Source organism: Brachybacterium avium (assembly GCF_002216795.1).
Classification (GTDB): domain Bacteria; phylum Actinomycetota; class Actinomycetes; order Actinomycetales; family Dermabacteraceae; genus Brachybacterium; species Brachybacterium avium.
This window is the reverse complement of record NZ_CP022316.1, coordinates 2,165,896-2,182,175: the sequence shown is the minus strand read 5'-3', so window position 1 is coordinate 2,182,175 and position 16,280 is coordinate 2,165,896. Positions and strand designations below refer to the sequence as shown.

The following is a 16,280-nucleotide window of genomic DNA, read 5'->3' as shown; positions in this document are numbered from 1 at the left end:
ACGTGAGGTTGGAGGCGAGAGGATTTGGAGGCCATCTGCTCGATGTGACCGTCCCAGGACGGCACCCCTGCGTCATCCCCTGCCGCTGTCCCACCCCGTTCCCCGAGTTCTTTCAGTTCCCGTCATTTCCCGCCAGTCCCCGTTGCACCACCCCGGTCGATCTGTGACGCACAGCGGTCGGCGATGACGCCGACGCAGCTCCAGTTCCCGAGCGGCAGACATCCCCCGGCCCGCCCGGCACGACACAGGACCACTGCGGAACCCATCGCATCCCGCATCGGCCACCACGAGAGGAAAGCTGCACCCATGTCTCAGCACACCGTCTCCTCGACGAGCTCGCTCCGAGGAGCCGCCGAAGGAGCCCTCCGCTCCGCCCCCCGGCCTGCTCCCCGCCATGCCGAACGGAGCCTGTTCGGGGACACGGTCCCGGTCCCGTACCGCTGGTTGCGCGATACCCGCTCGACCGAGGTGAGCGAGCACTTCGCTGCGGAGAACGCGCACACCGATGCACGGACCGCGCATCTCGCACCGCTGCGCGATGCGCTGCATGCCGCTGTCGACGACCCGCAGTCGCCGCTCGAGCTGTCCGCGCCCGTGCTCCTCGACGGCTGGTGGTACATCGACCGATTCGAGCCCGACGGCACCGCCACCCTGTCCCGGGTCCGCGACCGGGACGGGCTGCGCGGACCGGCCGGGATCCCGCAGATCATCCCCGGCCGGCTCCTGGACGGCGAGGAGATCCTGGTGGCCGACTGCCTGTCGATGATCAGCTTCGCGGTCTCCGCCGACCATCGGCTGCTCGCCCGCGCCGAGGCATCGCTCGGCGGATGCCAGCTGATCGTCACCGACGCCGACACCGGCGAGGTCGTCGACAGCACCGTCGGCGGAGCCGGACCCGATCTCGTCTTCTCCGCCGATTCCCGGTCCCTGCTGCATACCCGGCTCGATGACCTCGGCCGCCGCCACCAGGTCCGCAGTCACCGCCTGGGCACCCCCGCGGAGGACGACCTCCTCCTGCTCGAGGAATCCGACCACTGGGCGCAGCTGGAGCTCTCCCGCTCCCGGGACGGCTCTGCGCTGATGGTCCGCTCCCTCTCCCCGCAGGGAGGCGAGGTCTGGCTCGCCGACCTCCGCGCCGCCGAGATAACGCTGCGGCCGGTGACCGGGCGGCTCATCGGCGCGCGACCCGCGCTCCTGGAGCACGCCGGGGATCGGCTGCTGGTGATCCATGAGGACGGCGCCGCTCAGCGGACCGTGCTCAGCGAGACCCCGCTGGACACGACCGGCGGCCTGCCGGCCATGTCGGCTCTGCTCACCGCCGAGGACGGCGAGCACTTCGAATCCGTGGAGGCCTTCGCCCACGTCATCGCCCTCCAGCTGCGAGGCGACGGCGTCCCGCAGCTGCGGCTCATCCCTCGTCGGGCGGACGGCTCCCTGGACACGCAGGCGGCGCACACCGTGGGTCGTGGCGGGGGGCTCGACTCGGTGCGCCTCGAGCCCGTCCCGGCCTGGGGCACCCGACGGATCCGCTACCGTCTGGACAGCTTCCTCAACTCCGGCATGCTCCTGGAGCACGACCTGGACACCGGGGAGAGCATCGAGCTGCTCCGCGAGGACAGCACCGGATTCGATCCCGCGCAGTACGTGGAGCGTCGGCTGTGGGCGACCTCGGCCGACGGCACCCGGGTGCCGATCTCGCTGCTCGCCCGGCGGGACACGCCGCGCGACGGCACCGCCCCCGCGCTGCTCTACGGCCACGGGGCCTTCGGCGTCTCGAACGAACCGAAGCTGCGTCCCGAGCTGCGAGCGGTCGCCGATCGCGGGGTCGTGCTCGCCATCGCGCATGTGCGCGGCGGCGGCGAGATGGGCCCGAACTGGCACCTGCAGGGACGCGGGGTGCGGAAGCCGAACTCTTTCGCCGATTTCCTGGCCTGCGCCGACCATCTCGTGGACACCGGATGGGCCGCCGCGGACAGGATCGGCGCCTTCGGCGACGGCGCCGGAGCGTTGCTGGTCGCGGGGACGATGAACCTCGCCCCGGACCGGTTCCGCGCGATCCTCGCGGGCATGCCGCTGGTGGATCCGCTGGAGACCCTCCTGGACCCCAACGTGATGCTCACCCTCGAGGAATGGGCCGAATGGGGTGACCCCGCGGCCGATGAGGCGACCTACCGCAGCCAGCGCGGGTACAGCCCCGCGGAGAACATCCGGGATGCTGAATATCCTGCGGTCTTCACCTGGACCGCGCTCGAAGGCACGGATGTGCCCCCTGCCTGTGCGGCGATCTGGGTGGCGCAGCTGCGTGCCCGGGTCACCTCGGATCTCGAGGAGCGTCCGATCCTGCTGCGTACGACCCCCACGCTGGGCTCCGCCGGCGATCCCTGGGTGGAGGGCGTCGCCTGGCTCCTCGAGCAGCTGGGCGCAGTTACCCTCGGGGAATGACCGACGAGCTCTCCGCTGCCCCGACCCCTGCGCACCGCCCCACCGAGCGGGTCTTCCACGGCGACACCGTGGTCGACCCGTTCGAGTGGATGCGCGACAAGACCGACCCCGAGGTGATCGCCCACCTCGAGGCGGAGAACGCCTACGCCGACGCCCGCACCGCACATCTCGAGCAGCTCCGGGCCACGTTGGTCCAGGAGTTCATCGGGCACACGCAGGAGACCGATCTCAGCGTGCCGGTGCGTCGCGGCGACTGGTGGTACATCACCCGCACCACCGCCGGGGACGACTACCCGAAGTTCACCCGCGTCGCTGACACCGGCACGATGCCGCAGGTCGAACCGGGCGTGATGCTCGAGGGTGAGCATGTGCTGCTGGACGCGCAGGCCGAGGCCGCAGGCGCCGAGTTCTACTCCCTCGGCGGGCTCGCCCCCTCCCCGGACCACACCCTCCTCGCCACCGCGGTGGACACCGCGGGCGATGAGCGCTTCACCCTGCGCATCACGGACATCGCCTCCGGGGAGGTCCTGGACGAGGCGGTGACCGGCGCCGGCTACGGACTCGCCTTCTCCACCGACCAGCAGTGGCTGTTCTACGCCCGGGTCGACGACGCCTGGCGCCAGCACCAGATCTGGCGGCACCGCATCGGCGGCCCGGCCGGCGAGGACATGCTGGTCATCGAGGAGCCCGATGAGCGGTTCATGATCGGCTTCGACCGCTCCCGCGACGGCTCGACCCTGGTGATCCAGGCGGGCTCGACCTCCACTACCGAGGCGTGGCTGCTGGACCTCGCGCGGCCGACCTCGACCCCTGTCCCTGCGGGCGGGCGCCGCGAGGGCGTGGACTACACGGTCGAGCATGCCGGGGACCGCCTGCTGATCGTGCACAACGACGGCCATCGCGGCTTCGCACTGGCGCAGGCGGCGCTGGAGTCGCCGGAGCGCCGGGAGGAGCTGCTGGCCGCGGCCGAGGGCGAACGGCTGCTCTCGATCGAGGCCTTCGCCGGCTTCGTCGCGCTCGAGCTGCGCAGCGGCGGGCTGGCGAGCGTGCGGCTGATCCCGCGGGCGGCTGACGGGACGCTGCTGATCGAGCAGGCCTCGGATATCAGCCACGGCGGCGAGCTGGACACCGTCGAGATCGACGCCAACCCCAACTGGGACCAGACCACGGTGCGCTACCAGCTCACCAGCATGCTCACCCCGCCCACCATCGCCGAGCGTGAGGTCGCCTCCGGAGCCACCGAGATCCTGCGCGTCACCCCGGTGCCGCACTTCGATCCCTCGCTCTACGTCGAGCGGCGCGAATGGGCTACCGCGGCCGACGGCACCGCCATCCCGCTGAGCGTGGTCGCACGGCGCGACGTCCCGGCCGATGGCACCGCGCCGGGCTACCTGTACGGCTACGGCTCCTACGAGATGTCGATCGATCCGTCGTTCGTGCCCACCCGGCTGTCGCTGCTGGACCGCGGCGTGGTGATCGCGATCGCACATGTGCGCGGCGGCGGGGAGATGGGCCGCAACTGGTACGAGCACGGCAAGCTGCTGGAGAAGAAGAACTCCTTCAGCGACTTCGTGGCCGCCGCGGCGCACCTGACGGACTCCGGCCAGGTCGCCGCGGACCGGCTCTCCGCGGAGGGGCGCAGTGCGGGTGGGCTGCTGATGGGCGGCATCGCGAACCTCGCCCCGGAGCGGTTCCGGGCGATCATCGCCGGGGTGCCGTTCGTGGACGCGCTGACCACGATCCTGGATCCGAGCCTGCCGCTGACCGTCGGCGAGTGGGAGGAGTGGGGCGACCCGCTGCACGATCCGGCGGTCTACGAGTACATGCGCGGATACACCCCGTACGAGAACATCACGGCCGTGGAGTACCCGGCGATCTTCGCCTCCACCTCGCTGAACGACACCCGCGTGTTCTTCAACGAGCCGGCGAAGTGGGTCGCCCGCCTGCGCGAGACGGTCACCTCCGACCAGGTCGAGCGGCCGATCCTGTTCCGCTGCGAGATGGTCGCCGGGCACGGCGGACGCTCGGGCCGCTACCGCAAGTGGGAGCAGCGCGCGGATGAGCTGGCTTGGCTGCTGGACCAGCTCGGGGCGACCGAGCTGGCCTGAGCTGGTCTGAGCCGGCCGGCCCGCCGGAGCCGCCCCGCGGCGGCCGGCCTGCCGCCCGGTTGGCGGGAGCCGGTCCGGGCGGGCTGCTCAGAAGGCGGGGATCACCGCGCCGGAGTAGGTCTCCTCGATGAAGCTGCGGACGTCCTCGGAGTGCAGCAGCTCATCGAGGGCCACCAGGGCCGCGTTGTCCTTGTCCTCGGTGCGGACCACGAGCATGTTCGCGTAAGGGTTGTCCTCGCCGGTCTCGAGGGCGAGCGCGTCCTCGGCGGGGCTGAGATCCGCCTCGAGGGCGTAGTTGCCGTTGATCACGGCGATCGCGTAGTCGCTCAGGGTGCGGGGCAGCAGCGCCGCGTCGATCTCCTGGAAATCGAGGTGCTGCGGGTTCTCGGCGATGTCGTCGATCGTGGCCTCGGTGGGCTCGATGCCGTCCCGCAGCGCCAGCAGGCCCTCGGCGGCGAGCAGCGCGAGCGCCCGGCCGCGGTTGGTGGGATCGTTCGGGACGCCGACTGCGGCACCCTCCTCGATCTCGTCGAGGCTGTTGAGGGACTCCGAGAAGATGCCCAGCGGCTCGATGTGCACGCCCTCGAAGGCGGTCAGCTCGTAGCCGTTCTCCGCCACCTCGGTCTCGAGGTAGGGCAGGTGCTGGAAGTAGTTCGCATCGACCTCCCCCTCGCTGAGCAGACGGTTCGGGATCGGGTACTCGGTCTGCTCCTGCAGGTCGAGCTCGAGACCGGCGTCGGCGGCGAGGTTGTCCTTGATGAAGGTGAGGATCTGCATGTGCGGCAGCGGGGTCGCGGCGATGCGGATGGTGGTGACCCCACCTTCCTCGGCGAGCGGCGCCTCGTCCCCACCGCAGGCGGCGAGGGTGAGGGCGGCGAGGCCGGCGCCGGAGGCGAACAGGGTGCGGCGGGAGACGGTGCTCATCAGTGGTTCCTTCGAGGTGAGGGGTTCAGGCGGTGGAGGGTTCAGGCGGTGCGGGCGCGGTGGTCGACCGCGCGGGAGAGTCGGTCCCCGATCAGCTGCACGAGGATCACAATGGCGATCAGCAGGATGACGGTGACGACGATGATCTCGGTCTGGTAGCCGGTGTAGCCGCGGTTGTAGGCCAGCTGGCCCAGCCCGCCGGAGTTCACGGAGCCGGCCATGGCGGTGTAGCCGATCACGGCGATCGTCGTGGTGGTGATCGAGCCGATCAGGCCGGGCAGCGCCTCGGGGATCAGCACCTGGCGGATCACCTGCCAGCGGCTCGCGCCCATCATCCGCACCGCCTCGATCTTCCCGGCGGGGATCTCCCGCAGGTTCAGCTCGAACAGCCGGGCGGCGAAGGGCACCGCTGCGATGGTCAGCGCGATCATCGCCGCGTTGGGGCCGGTGGAGCGGCCGGTGATCGCCGAGGTGATCGGGATCAGCGCGATGATCAGGATGAAGAAGGGGAAGGAGCGCAGCACATTGACCACGAACCCGGTGACCTGGTTGATCTTCCGCACCAGCGGGGAGGCGGAGTCGTCGGTCTCGAACAGTGCCACGCCCAGCGGCAGGCCCAGCAGCACGGTGAGCGCCATGGTCACGGCGGTCATGTAGAGGGTGACGAGCGTGGCCTGCCAGGGCCCGCCGTCCCAGCGCACCAGCAGCGGGTTCGACAGCCATTCCTGCAGGGTCTCGATCATGCGGTCACCTCCGTCGCGACCACTCCGGCCGCCTCGAGCTCGGTGAGGAAGGCGGTCAGGCCCTCTCGGGAGATGGGCTGGTCGGAGCGGTTGCGCAGGGCGAGCTGCACGCGGCCCACCTGGCGCCCACCGATGGTCTCGATGGTGCCGGCGACGAGCGTCGCCTCGGCCTCGTAGGTCTCGGCCAGGCGGATCAGGTCATCGGTGGTGCGGAAGCGTGCGGAGTTGCCGTAGTCGCAGTTGACGATGAGCGCGTTGATGCCGGTGGGGACCGGGGGCAGCGGGATCAGCTCGGCGCTCAGCGGGCCGTGCGGGTCCGCGGCGACGTCCAGCAGATCACCGGTCTGGGTGATCCGGCCGTCCTGCAGCAGAGTGACGGTGTCGCAGACCTCGCGCACCACGCCCATCTCGTGGGTGATGATCACGACCGTGATGCCGAGGCGCTCGCGCAGGTCGGCGATCAGCCGCAGGATCTGGCGGGTGGTGGAGCCGTCCAGCGCGCTGGTCGGTTCATCGCACAGCAGCACCTTCGGCTCCGCGGCCAGCCCGCGGGCGATGCCGACGCGCTGGATCTGCCCCCCGGAGAGCTGGGCGGGATGGTTGTGCTCGCGCCCGGTGAGCCCCACCAGCTCCACCAGCTCGGCCACCCGCTGCTGGCGACGGGCGCGGGGGACGCCCGCGATCTCGAGCGGGTGGGCGATGTTCTGGGCGGCGGTGCGGGAATCCAGCAGATTCGCGTGCTGGAAGACCATGCCGATGTTGCGACGGGCGGCGCGCAGGGCGGCGCCGTCCAGGGCTGCGATGTCGGTGCCGTCCACCTCGACGCGCCCGGTGGTGGGCTTCTCCAGCCCGGTCAGGCAGCGGATGAGGGTGGACTTCCCGGCGCCGGAGCGGCCGACGATGCCGTGCACGCGGCCCGGCTCGAGGTGGAGGTCGATCCCGTCGAGCGCGACGACAGGGTCTCCTCCGCCGGGTGCGGGGAAGACCTTCGTGAGGCGGTCGAGAGTGATCACCAGAGGATTCAAGCATCGCCGAGCACCCGGTCCGGAGGATTGGTTCATCTGCCGCAACAAACCTCACAGACCTGCGGTTCCGGGTGTGCAGGGGGTCACTTCGAGGGGTCGCGCCGACGGAGCGGAGCCCTCGGCACCGCCGTCAGCGCCTCTGCATCGCTCGCCCGTGGCGCAGTGCGCGCTGCTCCGCCGTGCCGCCGGGGCACCCCACCGGGCCGTCGGGTGCATCCACGGGGCCATCGGGGCATCCACCGGGCTGTCCGGGCGCTTCGCGGGGCCGTCAGTGCATCCACTGGCGGTATACGCGCATGCTCCGGCCTATACGGGCCTGTCTGCACGCACAGCGCCAGTGGACGCACACCGACCGGGCCGCTCGGCCCCGGGTGCGCGCTCGGGGCGACCGCTCAGGACCGGACGCGCTGACGAGTCGGCCGCTCAGGCCACGGACGCGCTCCGGGCGCCGCGGTCTGCCGGTCCGTCGCGTCGGTCGACGGCGCGGGGGCGGCGATCAGGCGTTCGCCCCCTCGGCGAAGCTCGCGTCGACCACCCCGGCCACATCGATCGGCTCGGTGTAGGTGATCTGCCCCGCCTCGATCCACACGGCCTGCATGTTCGTGAGCTGCTCGGGCTGCGGGGCGAGGTCCGGCAGGTAGGAGTACATCGGGGCGGACTTCAGCACCTCGATCTCCTGACCGAGGGTGTCGGCGAGGATCTGGTAGACCTCGTCGGTCTGCGTGCCGTCGTCGGAGAGCTCCTGGGAGCCCTGCGCGAGCGCGGTGAAGAAGGCCTGGGCGAGCTCGGCCCCCAGGAACGTCTCGGAGTAGAGCACACCGGTGCCGGTGGTCCCCTTCGCCGGGACGGCGAGCGGGGAGGCGACGCCGGCCTCCTCCATCGCGGTGGAGAACGGGGCCGACGGGGTCGCCGCGTCGATCGAGCCGTTGGTCAGGGCCGGCTCCTGGTCGGGGGTGGAGAGGTTGGAGATCTCGACATCGCTCAGGGACAGGCCGCCCTCCTCGAGCATCGCGGCGAGCAGGTAGCCGCCGGTCGCGCCGGCGCCCCCGGCGACGCCGATGGTGCGGCCCGCGAGATCCTCGACGGAGGAGACGGAGCCGTCGTCGATCAGCGCCTGGCTGACCTCGAGGGCGGTGGGCGAGTTCTCGGGATCGCCCGGGGAGATGCCCATGGAGCCGACGACCTTGAAGGCCAGTCCCTGGTCGAGGGCATTGAACATCCCGGCGCTGAAGCCCGCGATCATCACGTCGAGCTGGTCGTTGGCGAGCATCGGGATGCCGTCCTGCCCGGACTTCAGCGGGGTGAGCTCGACGGTGATGCCGGCGTCCTCGAAGAAGCCCATCGCGTCGGCGACGTACAGCGGGGCGAAGAGGGAGGAGGGCACGTGGCCCACCCGGACAGTGCCGGAGGCGGAGCCGCCGTCGGCATCGGCGTCCTCACCGGTGACGGCAGGGCCGCAGGCGGCGAGGGCCCCACCGAGCGCGGTGGCAGAGGCGAGGGACAGGAGGGTACGACGACGCATGGCGGTTTCCTTGGTGTGCAGGGGTGGAGGGGGTCTCAGCGCTCTCGGCGCCAGGGCAGCAGCAGCTTCTCGGAGCGGCTGATGAGAGTGGTGAGGAGGGCGCCGATGATGCCGATCACCAGCAGGCCCACGTAGAGCTTCTCGGGGATGAACAGCTGCCACGAGTTCCAGATCAGATAGCCGAGCCCGGTGGAGGTCGCGCCGGTGAACTCCACGGCGGTGACCACGACCACGGCGGTGCCGGTGGCGGTGCGCAGTCCCGAGAACACGAAGGGCATCGCTCCGGGCAGCACCACGAAGCGGAACCGGGAGAAGCCGGTCGCGCCGTAGGCAGTCCCCGCCTCGAGCAGCTTGCGGTCGATCGCCCACACCCCGGAGACGGTGTTGATCTGCATGATGAAGAACGTCGTGATGAACACGGCGATGATCTTGGGCAGCTCGGTGGGGCCGAAGATCATCAGCAGGATCGGGAAGATCGCGATCTTCGGCAGCGGGTAGAGCGCCGAGAACAGCGGGCCGAGCGCCGCGTTCAGTGCGCGCGAGGAGCCCATCACCAGACCCACCACGATGCCGGCGAGCGCTCCGAGACCGCCGCCGACCAGCAGGCGCAGGAGCGTGGGGCCGGTGTGCTCCCACAGCTCGCCGCTGCGCAGCATCTCCGCTCCCGCCGCGACGATATGGGTGGGCGGCGGGAAGAACCGCGGGTCGATGATCAGCGCCCTCGCGCTCAGCTCCCACAGCACGATCAGCAGGATCGGCGCGGTGATCGACAGCACGAGATCGCGGGTGCGGAGCCGGTTCTCCCGGGCCCGGTGCGCGCGGGCGGCCTCGAGGGTGCGCCGGTCCCGATCCGGAGAGCCAGGAGCCTCGGTGGGGGCGGCGGCGAGGGGGCGAGTGCTCATGCGGTCTCCTCGGCGGTGCGGACGTCGTCGCGCAGCAGGTTCCAGATGCGTGAGCGCAGCTCCCCGAACTCGGCGGTGCGCTCCACGTCGACCGAGCGCGGGCGATCGAAGGGGACGGTGATGTCCTCGCGCAGGGTGCCGGGCCGGCCGGACATGACGATGATGCGGTCGCCCAGCAGGATCGCCTCGTCGATGTCGTGGGTGACCATCAGGACCGTCTTGCGCTCGGCCTCCCACAGGGCCACCAGCTCCTCCTGCATGAGCATGCGGGTCTGGGCGTCCAGCGCCCCGAGCGGCTCATCCATCAGCAGCACGGGGGACCCGGTCGCGAAGGCGCGGGCGATCGCCACCCGCTGCCGCATGCCGCCGGAGAGCTGATGGGGATAGGAGCCGGCGAAGGAGTCCAGCCGCACCCGCTGCAGCCAGTCGCGGGCGACGGCGCGGCGCGTGCGGGCGGGGACCCCGGTCATCCGCAGGCCGAAGGCGACGTTGTCCTCGACGGTCATCCAGGGGAAGACCCCGTGCTCCTGGAAGATGAAGGCCGCGGGCACCGGATGCTCGATACCGGTCGTGGTCACCTTGCCGACGGTGCGCTCCTCGAGCCCGCCGAGGATCCGCAGGAAGGTGGACTTGCCGCAGCCGGAGGGTCCGACGATGCAGGTGAAGGAGCCGGGTTCGAGCGTCAGGGAGAAGTCCTCGAGGGCCCACACCGGGTCACGGCCGGAGAAGAAGACCTTCGAGACGTTCTCGGCGACGACGCTCGCCTGCGCATCTGTCGCCGGGGGCGGAGTGGCGGTGTCCATCGGGGCTCCTCGTCCCCGCCCGGGCGACGTCGTCGTGGCGGAGGCGGTGTTCTGCTGGGGGTCGACAGGGAAGATCGCGGCCCACTGTACGAGAGCGTCTCGGATCTCGGAATTATGATCTCGCCGTTCGGACGGCGCACGGACGACTGCCGGGGCCGCCCGATCGTCGGCCCGCTCAGCGCCGTCGCCGAGCGCGGAAGAAGCTCCGCAGCAGCTCGCCGCACTCCTGGCCCCGCACCCCGGTGGTGAGCTCCACGCGGTGGTTCAGCCGCGGCTCGCGCACCAGGTCGTAGAGCGATCCGGCGGCCCCGGCCTTGGGGTCCATGGCGCCGACGACGAGGCGCTGCGTGCGGGCCAGGACGATCGCACCGGCGCACATGGTGCACGGCTCGAGGGTGACCACGAGCGTGCAGCCGGTGAGGTTCCAGCGACCGGTGACCGCGGCCGCGCGGCGCAGCGCGAGGATCTCGGCGTGGGCGGTGGGGTCCTCATCGGCCTCGCGGCGGTTGCCGGCCGTGGCGAGCACCTCGCCGCCCGGGCCCGTGACGACCGCGCCGATCGGGACGTCGGCCGGCTCGCGGTCGGCGGCGGCGCGGGCCTCCTCGATCGCCAGGCCCATCAGTTCGTCATCGGTCATGGCCCTATTGTCGCGTGCCCCGGGCACACCTGCCCCCGCCCGGCAGCGTCCCTGCCGGGCTCGGCGTGAGAACCCCCTCGGCCTCGCTCTCCCGCGGCCGAACCCGGGGCGGGGCGCCTCCCCCTCCGGTAGATTCGCCCCATGCGCGTACTCCAGATCGACCACCCCCTCGTCGCCCACAAGCTGTCGGTGCTGCGCAATCGCGCCACCCACTCCTCGGTGTTCCGCCAGCTCGCCGATGAGCTGGTGACCCTGCTGGCCTACGAGGCCACCCGCAACGTCGCCGTCGCCCCCGTGGAGATCGAGACTCCGGTGACCACGATGACCGGCACCCGCCTGACCAACCCCAAGCCGATGGTGGTGCCGATCCTGCGCGCCGGGCTGGGGATGCTCGATGGCCTCACGCGCCTGCTGCCCACCGCCGAGGTGGGCTTCCTGGGCATGGTGCGCAATGACGAGACCCTCGAGGTCAGCACCTACGCGAACCGTCTGCCGGAGGATCTCTCCGGCCGCCAGTGCTTCGTGCTGGACCCGATGCTGGCCACCGGCCACACCCTGATCGCCGCCTGCGAGTACATGCACGAGCGCGGCGCCCGCGACATCACCTGCGTGACGCTGCTGTGCGCGCCGGAGGGCCTGCGGAACCTGGAGGAGGCCCTCGACCCGGCGATCGACCTCACCGTCGTCACCGCGGCGATCGACGAGAAGCTCGACGAGCGGGGCTACATCGTGCCCGGCCTCGGAGATGCGGGAGATCGCCTCTTCGGCGTCGTCGACTGAGCAGTTCCTCGACGCGACAACCTCCGTCCCGTCCCGCCATGTGAACAGCCTCTTGCCCCTCGGGACGGGACCGGGCATGCTCTTAGCCATGACCACGAGCGCCGCATTCCGCGAGACCACCCACCGGGTGGTCCGCTCCGCGATGCGCTCGATGATGTCCATGATGATGATGCCGATGATGCATCGTCAGCCGAGCCTCTAGAGCTCAAGACACCTCCAGGGTCGGCTGACAGGAGCCGGCCGGAAGGCGCGGGCTCCAGGTGCTACCGGGAGCACACCCCTGAGTGATCCGCCTGCGGGCGTCGATCCCAGGGATCCCGGGTCCACCAGCAGCCGCGCATCTCGCGCCGCACCTCGGAGAACTCGCATCATGACCATCACCTTGGATCGCCCCACCACCCACACCGATCGTCGTCCCGCCTCGCGCCCGCTGTACCGGGTCGGGGGCACGGCGCCGCGTCCGCGGCCCGCGACCGACGCCGTCACCATCACCGTGACGGTCACCCTCCCCGCCGGCACTGGCGATGTCGAGACCGCCGTGGTCGCCGATGAGCTGCGCACCGGGGCGCAGCGCCTGGTCGGCGCCCGCAACGGACGCACCACGGTGGCGGTGAACAGCCCGAACTCCTTCGCCGCTGCCGGCCGCACCACCTCCCGCACGCTGCCTCCCCGTGGCCAGGGAACCCCTGCGGTGACTCCGCTGCGCCCGCGTCGCACCGGCGTGGTCTCCCCGAACTCTCCCGCCCGCAGGGATGCGGAGGCCGCTCGGCGCCGTGCGCTGCAGGCGACGGCGGTCAGCGTCTCGAGCCCTTCCGTCGCCCCGGAGGACAGCCTGGTCATCGACCTGTTCGGCCGCCGAGTGCGGATCGATGGGCAGGACGTGGACTTCACCTTCAAGGAGTTCGAGCTGCTCTCGCAGCTGGCTGGCAATGCGCGGCGCACCATCTCCCGCCTCGAGCTCATGGAGACGGTCTGGGCCGAGGCCCCCGAGGACACCGGCGAGCGCACGGTCGATGTGCACGTGCGCCGGGTCCGCACCAAGCTGGGCCGCTACCGCCGCCTGATCTCGACGGTGCGCGGGGCGGGCTACCGCCTGGACCCGGGCAGCGACGTCGCGATCCTCGGCTGATCGACGTCTTGCGAGCCTGCGAGCGATAGGAGACCAGCCCGCAGGCACAGCTGATCGACGTATTGCGAGCCTGCGAGCGATAGGAGATCAGCCCACAAGCACAGCTGATCGACGTATTGCGAGCCTGCGAGCGATAAAAAGCGACGAGCGGCCCGGAGCACTCAACCGACAGTGTCGGGGGCTCACGGACCGCTCGTCATGCCTGTCGTCCGTCAGGGGTGGGTGCGGGCGAACAGGCTGGACGGGCTGCCAAAGGTGGGGGAACCTGACATGTTGCCCGTCCGGCCGCTCCCCAGGAGGGGGGTCTTGAGGAACGGCACATCTATAAAGTTTTCAACGTCTTCCGACATTCGGAACCCTACCAGGGGAACCGGGGGTTCGTCCCGCTGATCGCCTCCGACCTCACACGCCGTCGGCGACCTCCCCATGGCACCGAGTCTAGGCCTCGGAGGCGGTGCTGTAAACGCGGGAGCCCATCGTATCTTCGCTGGTGGCATGCAAATTCTGGACATCTGGAACTCGGTGCAGATCGCCTCAACACTTCGTCATGCGCGCACCAAACCGCGAGGCGGGGAGGCGTTTCCGGATGGGCGATACACCCGAGATGTCCGAGTGTACAGGGGGTGGTTCGTCCCGTCTTCCCGGGGTCCTCCCGCACTCCACTCAGGAGCCATCCAGGTGAATTGTGAGCACTGTCGCATCGTCGTGGAGCTTGCGGGGCCGGCGGCCGGTGGGCAGTCGCTCCTCCGCCTGCCGCAGCTGCCCCAACAGAGCGACCGGGTCCTGGCGCAGGGAGTGCGCGAGCGAGGAGTCGTCATGCATCCCCAGGAGATCGACCGCCCGGGTGATGCCGTCGGAGACCAGATGGGCTCCCCGCAGAGCGGAGAGTGCAGTGCGGCCGACCACGGCCTGCTCAGCCGCCTCCGGCTCGTGGCGGGCCACCCAGAATCCGCCGGGTGCGTTGCGGCGGGCCTCGATCACCTCAGCCTCGGTCTCGGCGCGCATCACCTCCTCGAGCCTGCGGTCGGTGACCCGCATGGCCGTCCCGTCGGTGCCCTCGAGCAGGAGCGCGGCATCGCACAGCACCAGGTGCTCGAGATGATCGGTGCCCCATCGCAAGGCGACCACCGTGGCCGAGGGGCTGCCGCGGTCCAGAGCGCACTCCCCCTCGTGGAGGGAGCGCACCTCCTCGATCGCGCCGGCCAGCGCCTGTCGCAGCGGGACGGACGGGTCCTGGGCGCGGCCCAGCAGTCGCGCTGCCAGGCTGTGCGAGAACCAGGCGACGCTGTGGTGGCAGCCGGCCCGGAATCGGGAGGGCACCCCCGCGCCGTCGAGCACGACGGCGACGGAGCCGAGCACTCCCCCGGCGTCCTCGTTCGCCCCCGGGATCGCAGGATCGGTGAGCAATGTGGTGTGCACGCCGCCACTGTAGGCAGTATCCGGCGGGAGGCGGGGCCGCTGCGCCCGTAGAGTGGACCCGAACCATGCCGCCCGCCCGCTCCGGGCGCCGCGGCACCCAGGACGCGGAAGGAACCCAGATGATCGCGCAGGCGCGGATCACCTCCGACACGACTGCCACCGTGCACCTCGCCGAGGAGACCGTCGAGGTCTCCGGTGCCGACCTGCCGGAGATCCGGGACCGCGTGAAGCAGGCCTTCATTGCTGCGGCCAAGGCCGCCGACCAGGACCTCGACGTGGTCATCGTCGAACCGGACGTGCGCCACCACCTGCGGGTCGAGCCCTCGGGGCGGATCGCCGGCCGCGAGGCGGACCAGCGGCCGGTCCACGGTCCCCAGATCGATGATCCGCTGATCGCCCCGCCCACGGACGACACCGCCGACCTCAGCGGGATCGATCGGACCTCGCTGCGGCCCCGCACCGGGGAGCACGCCGCGATCACCTCCGGCGAGCATGTCGCGATCGGTTCACCCGCCACCGGCGAGCATCCCGTGATCGGCTCTCCCGCCACCGGTCAGCTGCCCACCGTGCGCCCGCACGGCGGGAGGCGGCGCCGGGCCGCCGCGATGCCGCCCTCGACCGGTCCCGCCTCGGCCGAGAGCCCGGCGGGGTCTCTCAGCTCGACCCCGTCGACGCACTCGGCCCAGTCAGCGCAGTCTGCCGCATCAGCGCACTCGGCCCAGTCAGCTGCGTCAGCTGCCTCCGCAGGCTCACCGGCCATCGCCTCGTCGGCGCCCTCCGCACCGTCGGCCTCGCCTGCACCCTTCGCTCCGGTCGCTCCCGCCGCTCCCGCCGAGCAGCCGGCCACATCGAAGCGGCCGCTGCCCGCGCGCACGGCCCCGGAGACGGACAGCTCGCGTCCCACCCTCAAGGATCTGCAGTCCTCGACCGCGAAGCCTGCGCGGGTCAAGGCCACGCGCGGTGTTCCCGGGTTCATCACCCGGCTCACCCGCGGAGCGATCTCGCCCCGGCCCACTCGTCGTGAGCGGAACGAGACGGAGCGCCTGGAGCGGATCCGGCGGCCGTTGGACGGTCCCCGCAACATCGCGGTCGTCAACCTCAAGGGTGGGGCGCACAAGACCACGGCCTCCCTGATGATCGCCGCGACCCTCGGCGTCACCCGCGGCGGCAACGTGCTGGCCTGGGACAACAACGAGACCCGGGGCACGCTCGGATGGCGCGGTATCCCCACCGATCATCCCCGCACCGCAGTGGACCTGCTGCACGACATCGACCGCCTGCGCTCCCCCGAGGCCAGCAATGCGGATCTCGACCCGTACGTGCGCCCGCAGGGCGGGATGCGCTTCGACATCCTGGCCTCCGATGAGGATCCGGGATCGGCCGCCTCGATCGACGCCGCCGCCTTCGGTGAGCTCAACGATGCGCTCTCGCGCTTCTACCGGATCAAGGTGATCGACACCGGAAACAACGTGCGGGCCTCGAACTGGCTGGCGGCCGTCAAGAGCGCGGACCAGCTGATCATCGTCTCCACCGTGCGCGAGGACACCTTCAACGCCGCAGCCTGGATGATCGATGAGCTGCGGGCGACGGGGCTGGCCGAACAGGTCGATCATGCGGTGACGATCCTGTCCCACTCCTCCAAGGGGAAGCTCGACTCGACGCTGCGCGACCGGCTGCGGGCGCATTTCGGGGCGCATACCCGCGCGGTCACCGAGGTGCCCTACGAGCACCAGTTCGTCGACGGCTCCCACCTGGAGTGGGAGCGGGTCTCCCAGAAGACCAAGGAGGCCTGGCTCGACGCGACGGCACTGATCATCGACGGGCTGTGAACTGCTCGGGGCCGCGC

General features: G+C 71.0%; 13 protein-coding genes. 5 read left to right on the top strand and 8 right to left on the bottom strand.

Annotation, left to right across the window (positions count from 1 at the left end; all coding sequences use genetic code 11):
* Positions 1–306: 306 nt before the first annotated feature.
* Entirely contained in the window at positions 307–2,442 is a 2,136-nt protein-coding gene (locus tag CFK39_RS09790) for a prolyl oligopeptidase family serine peptidase (RefSeq protein ID WP_089065298.1), read from the top strand.
* Positions 2,439–4,550, top strand: coding sequence for a S9 family peptidase (locus tag CFK39_RS09785; protein ID WP_089065297.1), 2,112 nt, complete (start codon positions 2,439–2,441; stop codon positions 4,548–4,550). Before CFK39_RS09790 ends, CFK39_RS09785 begins: the two co-directional genes overlap by 4 nt.
* 87 nt (positions 4,551–4,637) lie before the next feature.
* On the opposite strand, the gene CFK39_RS09780 is transcribed toward CFK39_RS09785, so the two are convergent.
* The 7 genes from CFK39_RS09780 to CFK39_RS09750 form a co-directional block, all read right to left on the bottom strand.
* Positions 4,638–5,474 carry a MetQ/NlpA family ABC transporter substrate-binding protein gene (locus tag CFK39_RS09780; protein WP_089065296.1) on the bottom strand — a complete coding sequence of 279 codons (837 nt, stop codon included), beginning with the start codon at positions 5,472–5,474 and terminating at the stop codon, positions 4,638–4,640.
* Between the two features lie 41 nt (positions 5,475–5,515).
* Positions 5,516–6,217: a methionine ABC transporter permease gene (locus CFK39_RS09775; protein ID WP_089065295.1), complete on the bottom strand. Its 702-nt coding sequence runs from the start codon at positions 6,215–6,217 to the stop codon at positions 5,516–5,518.
* Complete coding sequence (locus CFK39_RS09770; RefSeq protein WP_157697129.1) at positions 6,214–7,230, bottom strand: methionine ABC transporter ATP-binding protein; 1,017 nt, start codon at positions 7,228–7,230, stop codon at positions 6,214–6,216. Before CFK39_RS09770 ends, CFK39_RS09775 begins: the two co-directional genes overlap by 4 nt.
* 508 nt (positions 7,231–7,738) lie before the next feature.
* Positions 7,739–8,764, bottom strand: a complete 1,026-nt coding sequence (locus CFK39_RS09765) for an ABC transporter substrate-binding protein (protein ID WP_089065293.1) — start codon at positions 8,762–8,764, stop codon at positions 7,739–7,741.
* A 35-nt stretch (positions 8,765–8,799) separates the two neighbouring features.
* Positions 8,800–9,666, bottom strand: a complete 867-nt coding sequence (locus CFK39_RS09760; RefSeq protein WP_089065292.1) for an ABC transporter permease — start codon at positions 9,664–9,666, stop codon at positions 8,800–8,802.
* On the bottom strand, positions 9,663–10,469 hold the full coding sequence (locus CFK39_RS09755) for an ABC transporter ATP-binding protein (protein ID WP_089065291.1): 807 nt from the start codon (positions 10,467–10,469) through the stop codon (positions 9,663–9,665). The genes CFK39_RS09760 and CFK39_RS09755 overlap by 4 nt, the downstream gene beginning before the upstream one ends.
* A 175-nt stretch (positions 10,470–10,644) precedes the next feature.
* Entirely contained in the window at positions 10,645–11,106 is a 462-nt protein-coding gene (locus CFK39_RS09750) for a nucleoside deaminase (protein WP_089065290.1), read from the bottom strand.
* A gap of 141 nt (positions 11,107–11,247) precedes the next feature.
* On the opposite strand from CFK39_RS09750, the gene upp reads away from it, so the two are divergent.
* Both upp and CFK39_RS09735 read left to right on the top strand, forming a co-directional pair.
* Positions 11,248–11,886, top strand: coding sequence for a uracil phosphoribosyltransferase (gene upp, locus CFK39_RS09745; protein ID WP_089065289.1), 639 nt, complete (start codon positions 11,248–11,250; stop codon positions 11,884–11,886).
* A gap of 370 nt (positions 11,887–12,256) precedes the next feature.
* Positions 12,257–13,015 carry a winged helix-turn-helix domain-containing protein gene (locus tag CFK39_RS09735; protein WP_089065287.1) on the top strand — a complete coding sequence of 253 codons (759 nt, stop codon included), beginning with the start codon at positions 12,257–12,259 and terminating at the stop codon, positions 13,013–13,015.
* Positions 13,016–13,678: 663 nt separating this feature from the next.
* Here the strand turns inward: CFK39_RS09735 and CFK39_RS09730 are convergent.
* Positions 13,679–14,434 (bottom strand): protein phosphatase 2C domain-containing protein, encoded by a 756-nt coding sequence (locus tag CFK39_RS09730; protein WP_089065286.1) that lies wholly within the window; start codon positions 14,432–14,434, stop codon positions 13,679–13,681.
* A 65-nt stretch (positions 14,435–14,499) separates the two neighbouring features.
* Between CFK39_RS09730 and CFK39_RS09725 the strand changes: the two genes are divergently transcribed.
* Positions 14,500–16,263 carry a MinD/ParA family ATP-binding protein gene (locus CFK39_RS09725; RefSeq protein WP_245822451.1) on the top strand — a complete coding sequence of 588 codons (1,764 nt, stop codon included), beginning with the start codon at positions 14,500–14,502 and terminating at the stop codon, positions 16,261–16,263.
* The last annotated feature ends 17 nt before the right edge of the window (positions 16,264–16,280 follow it).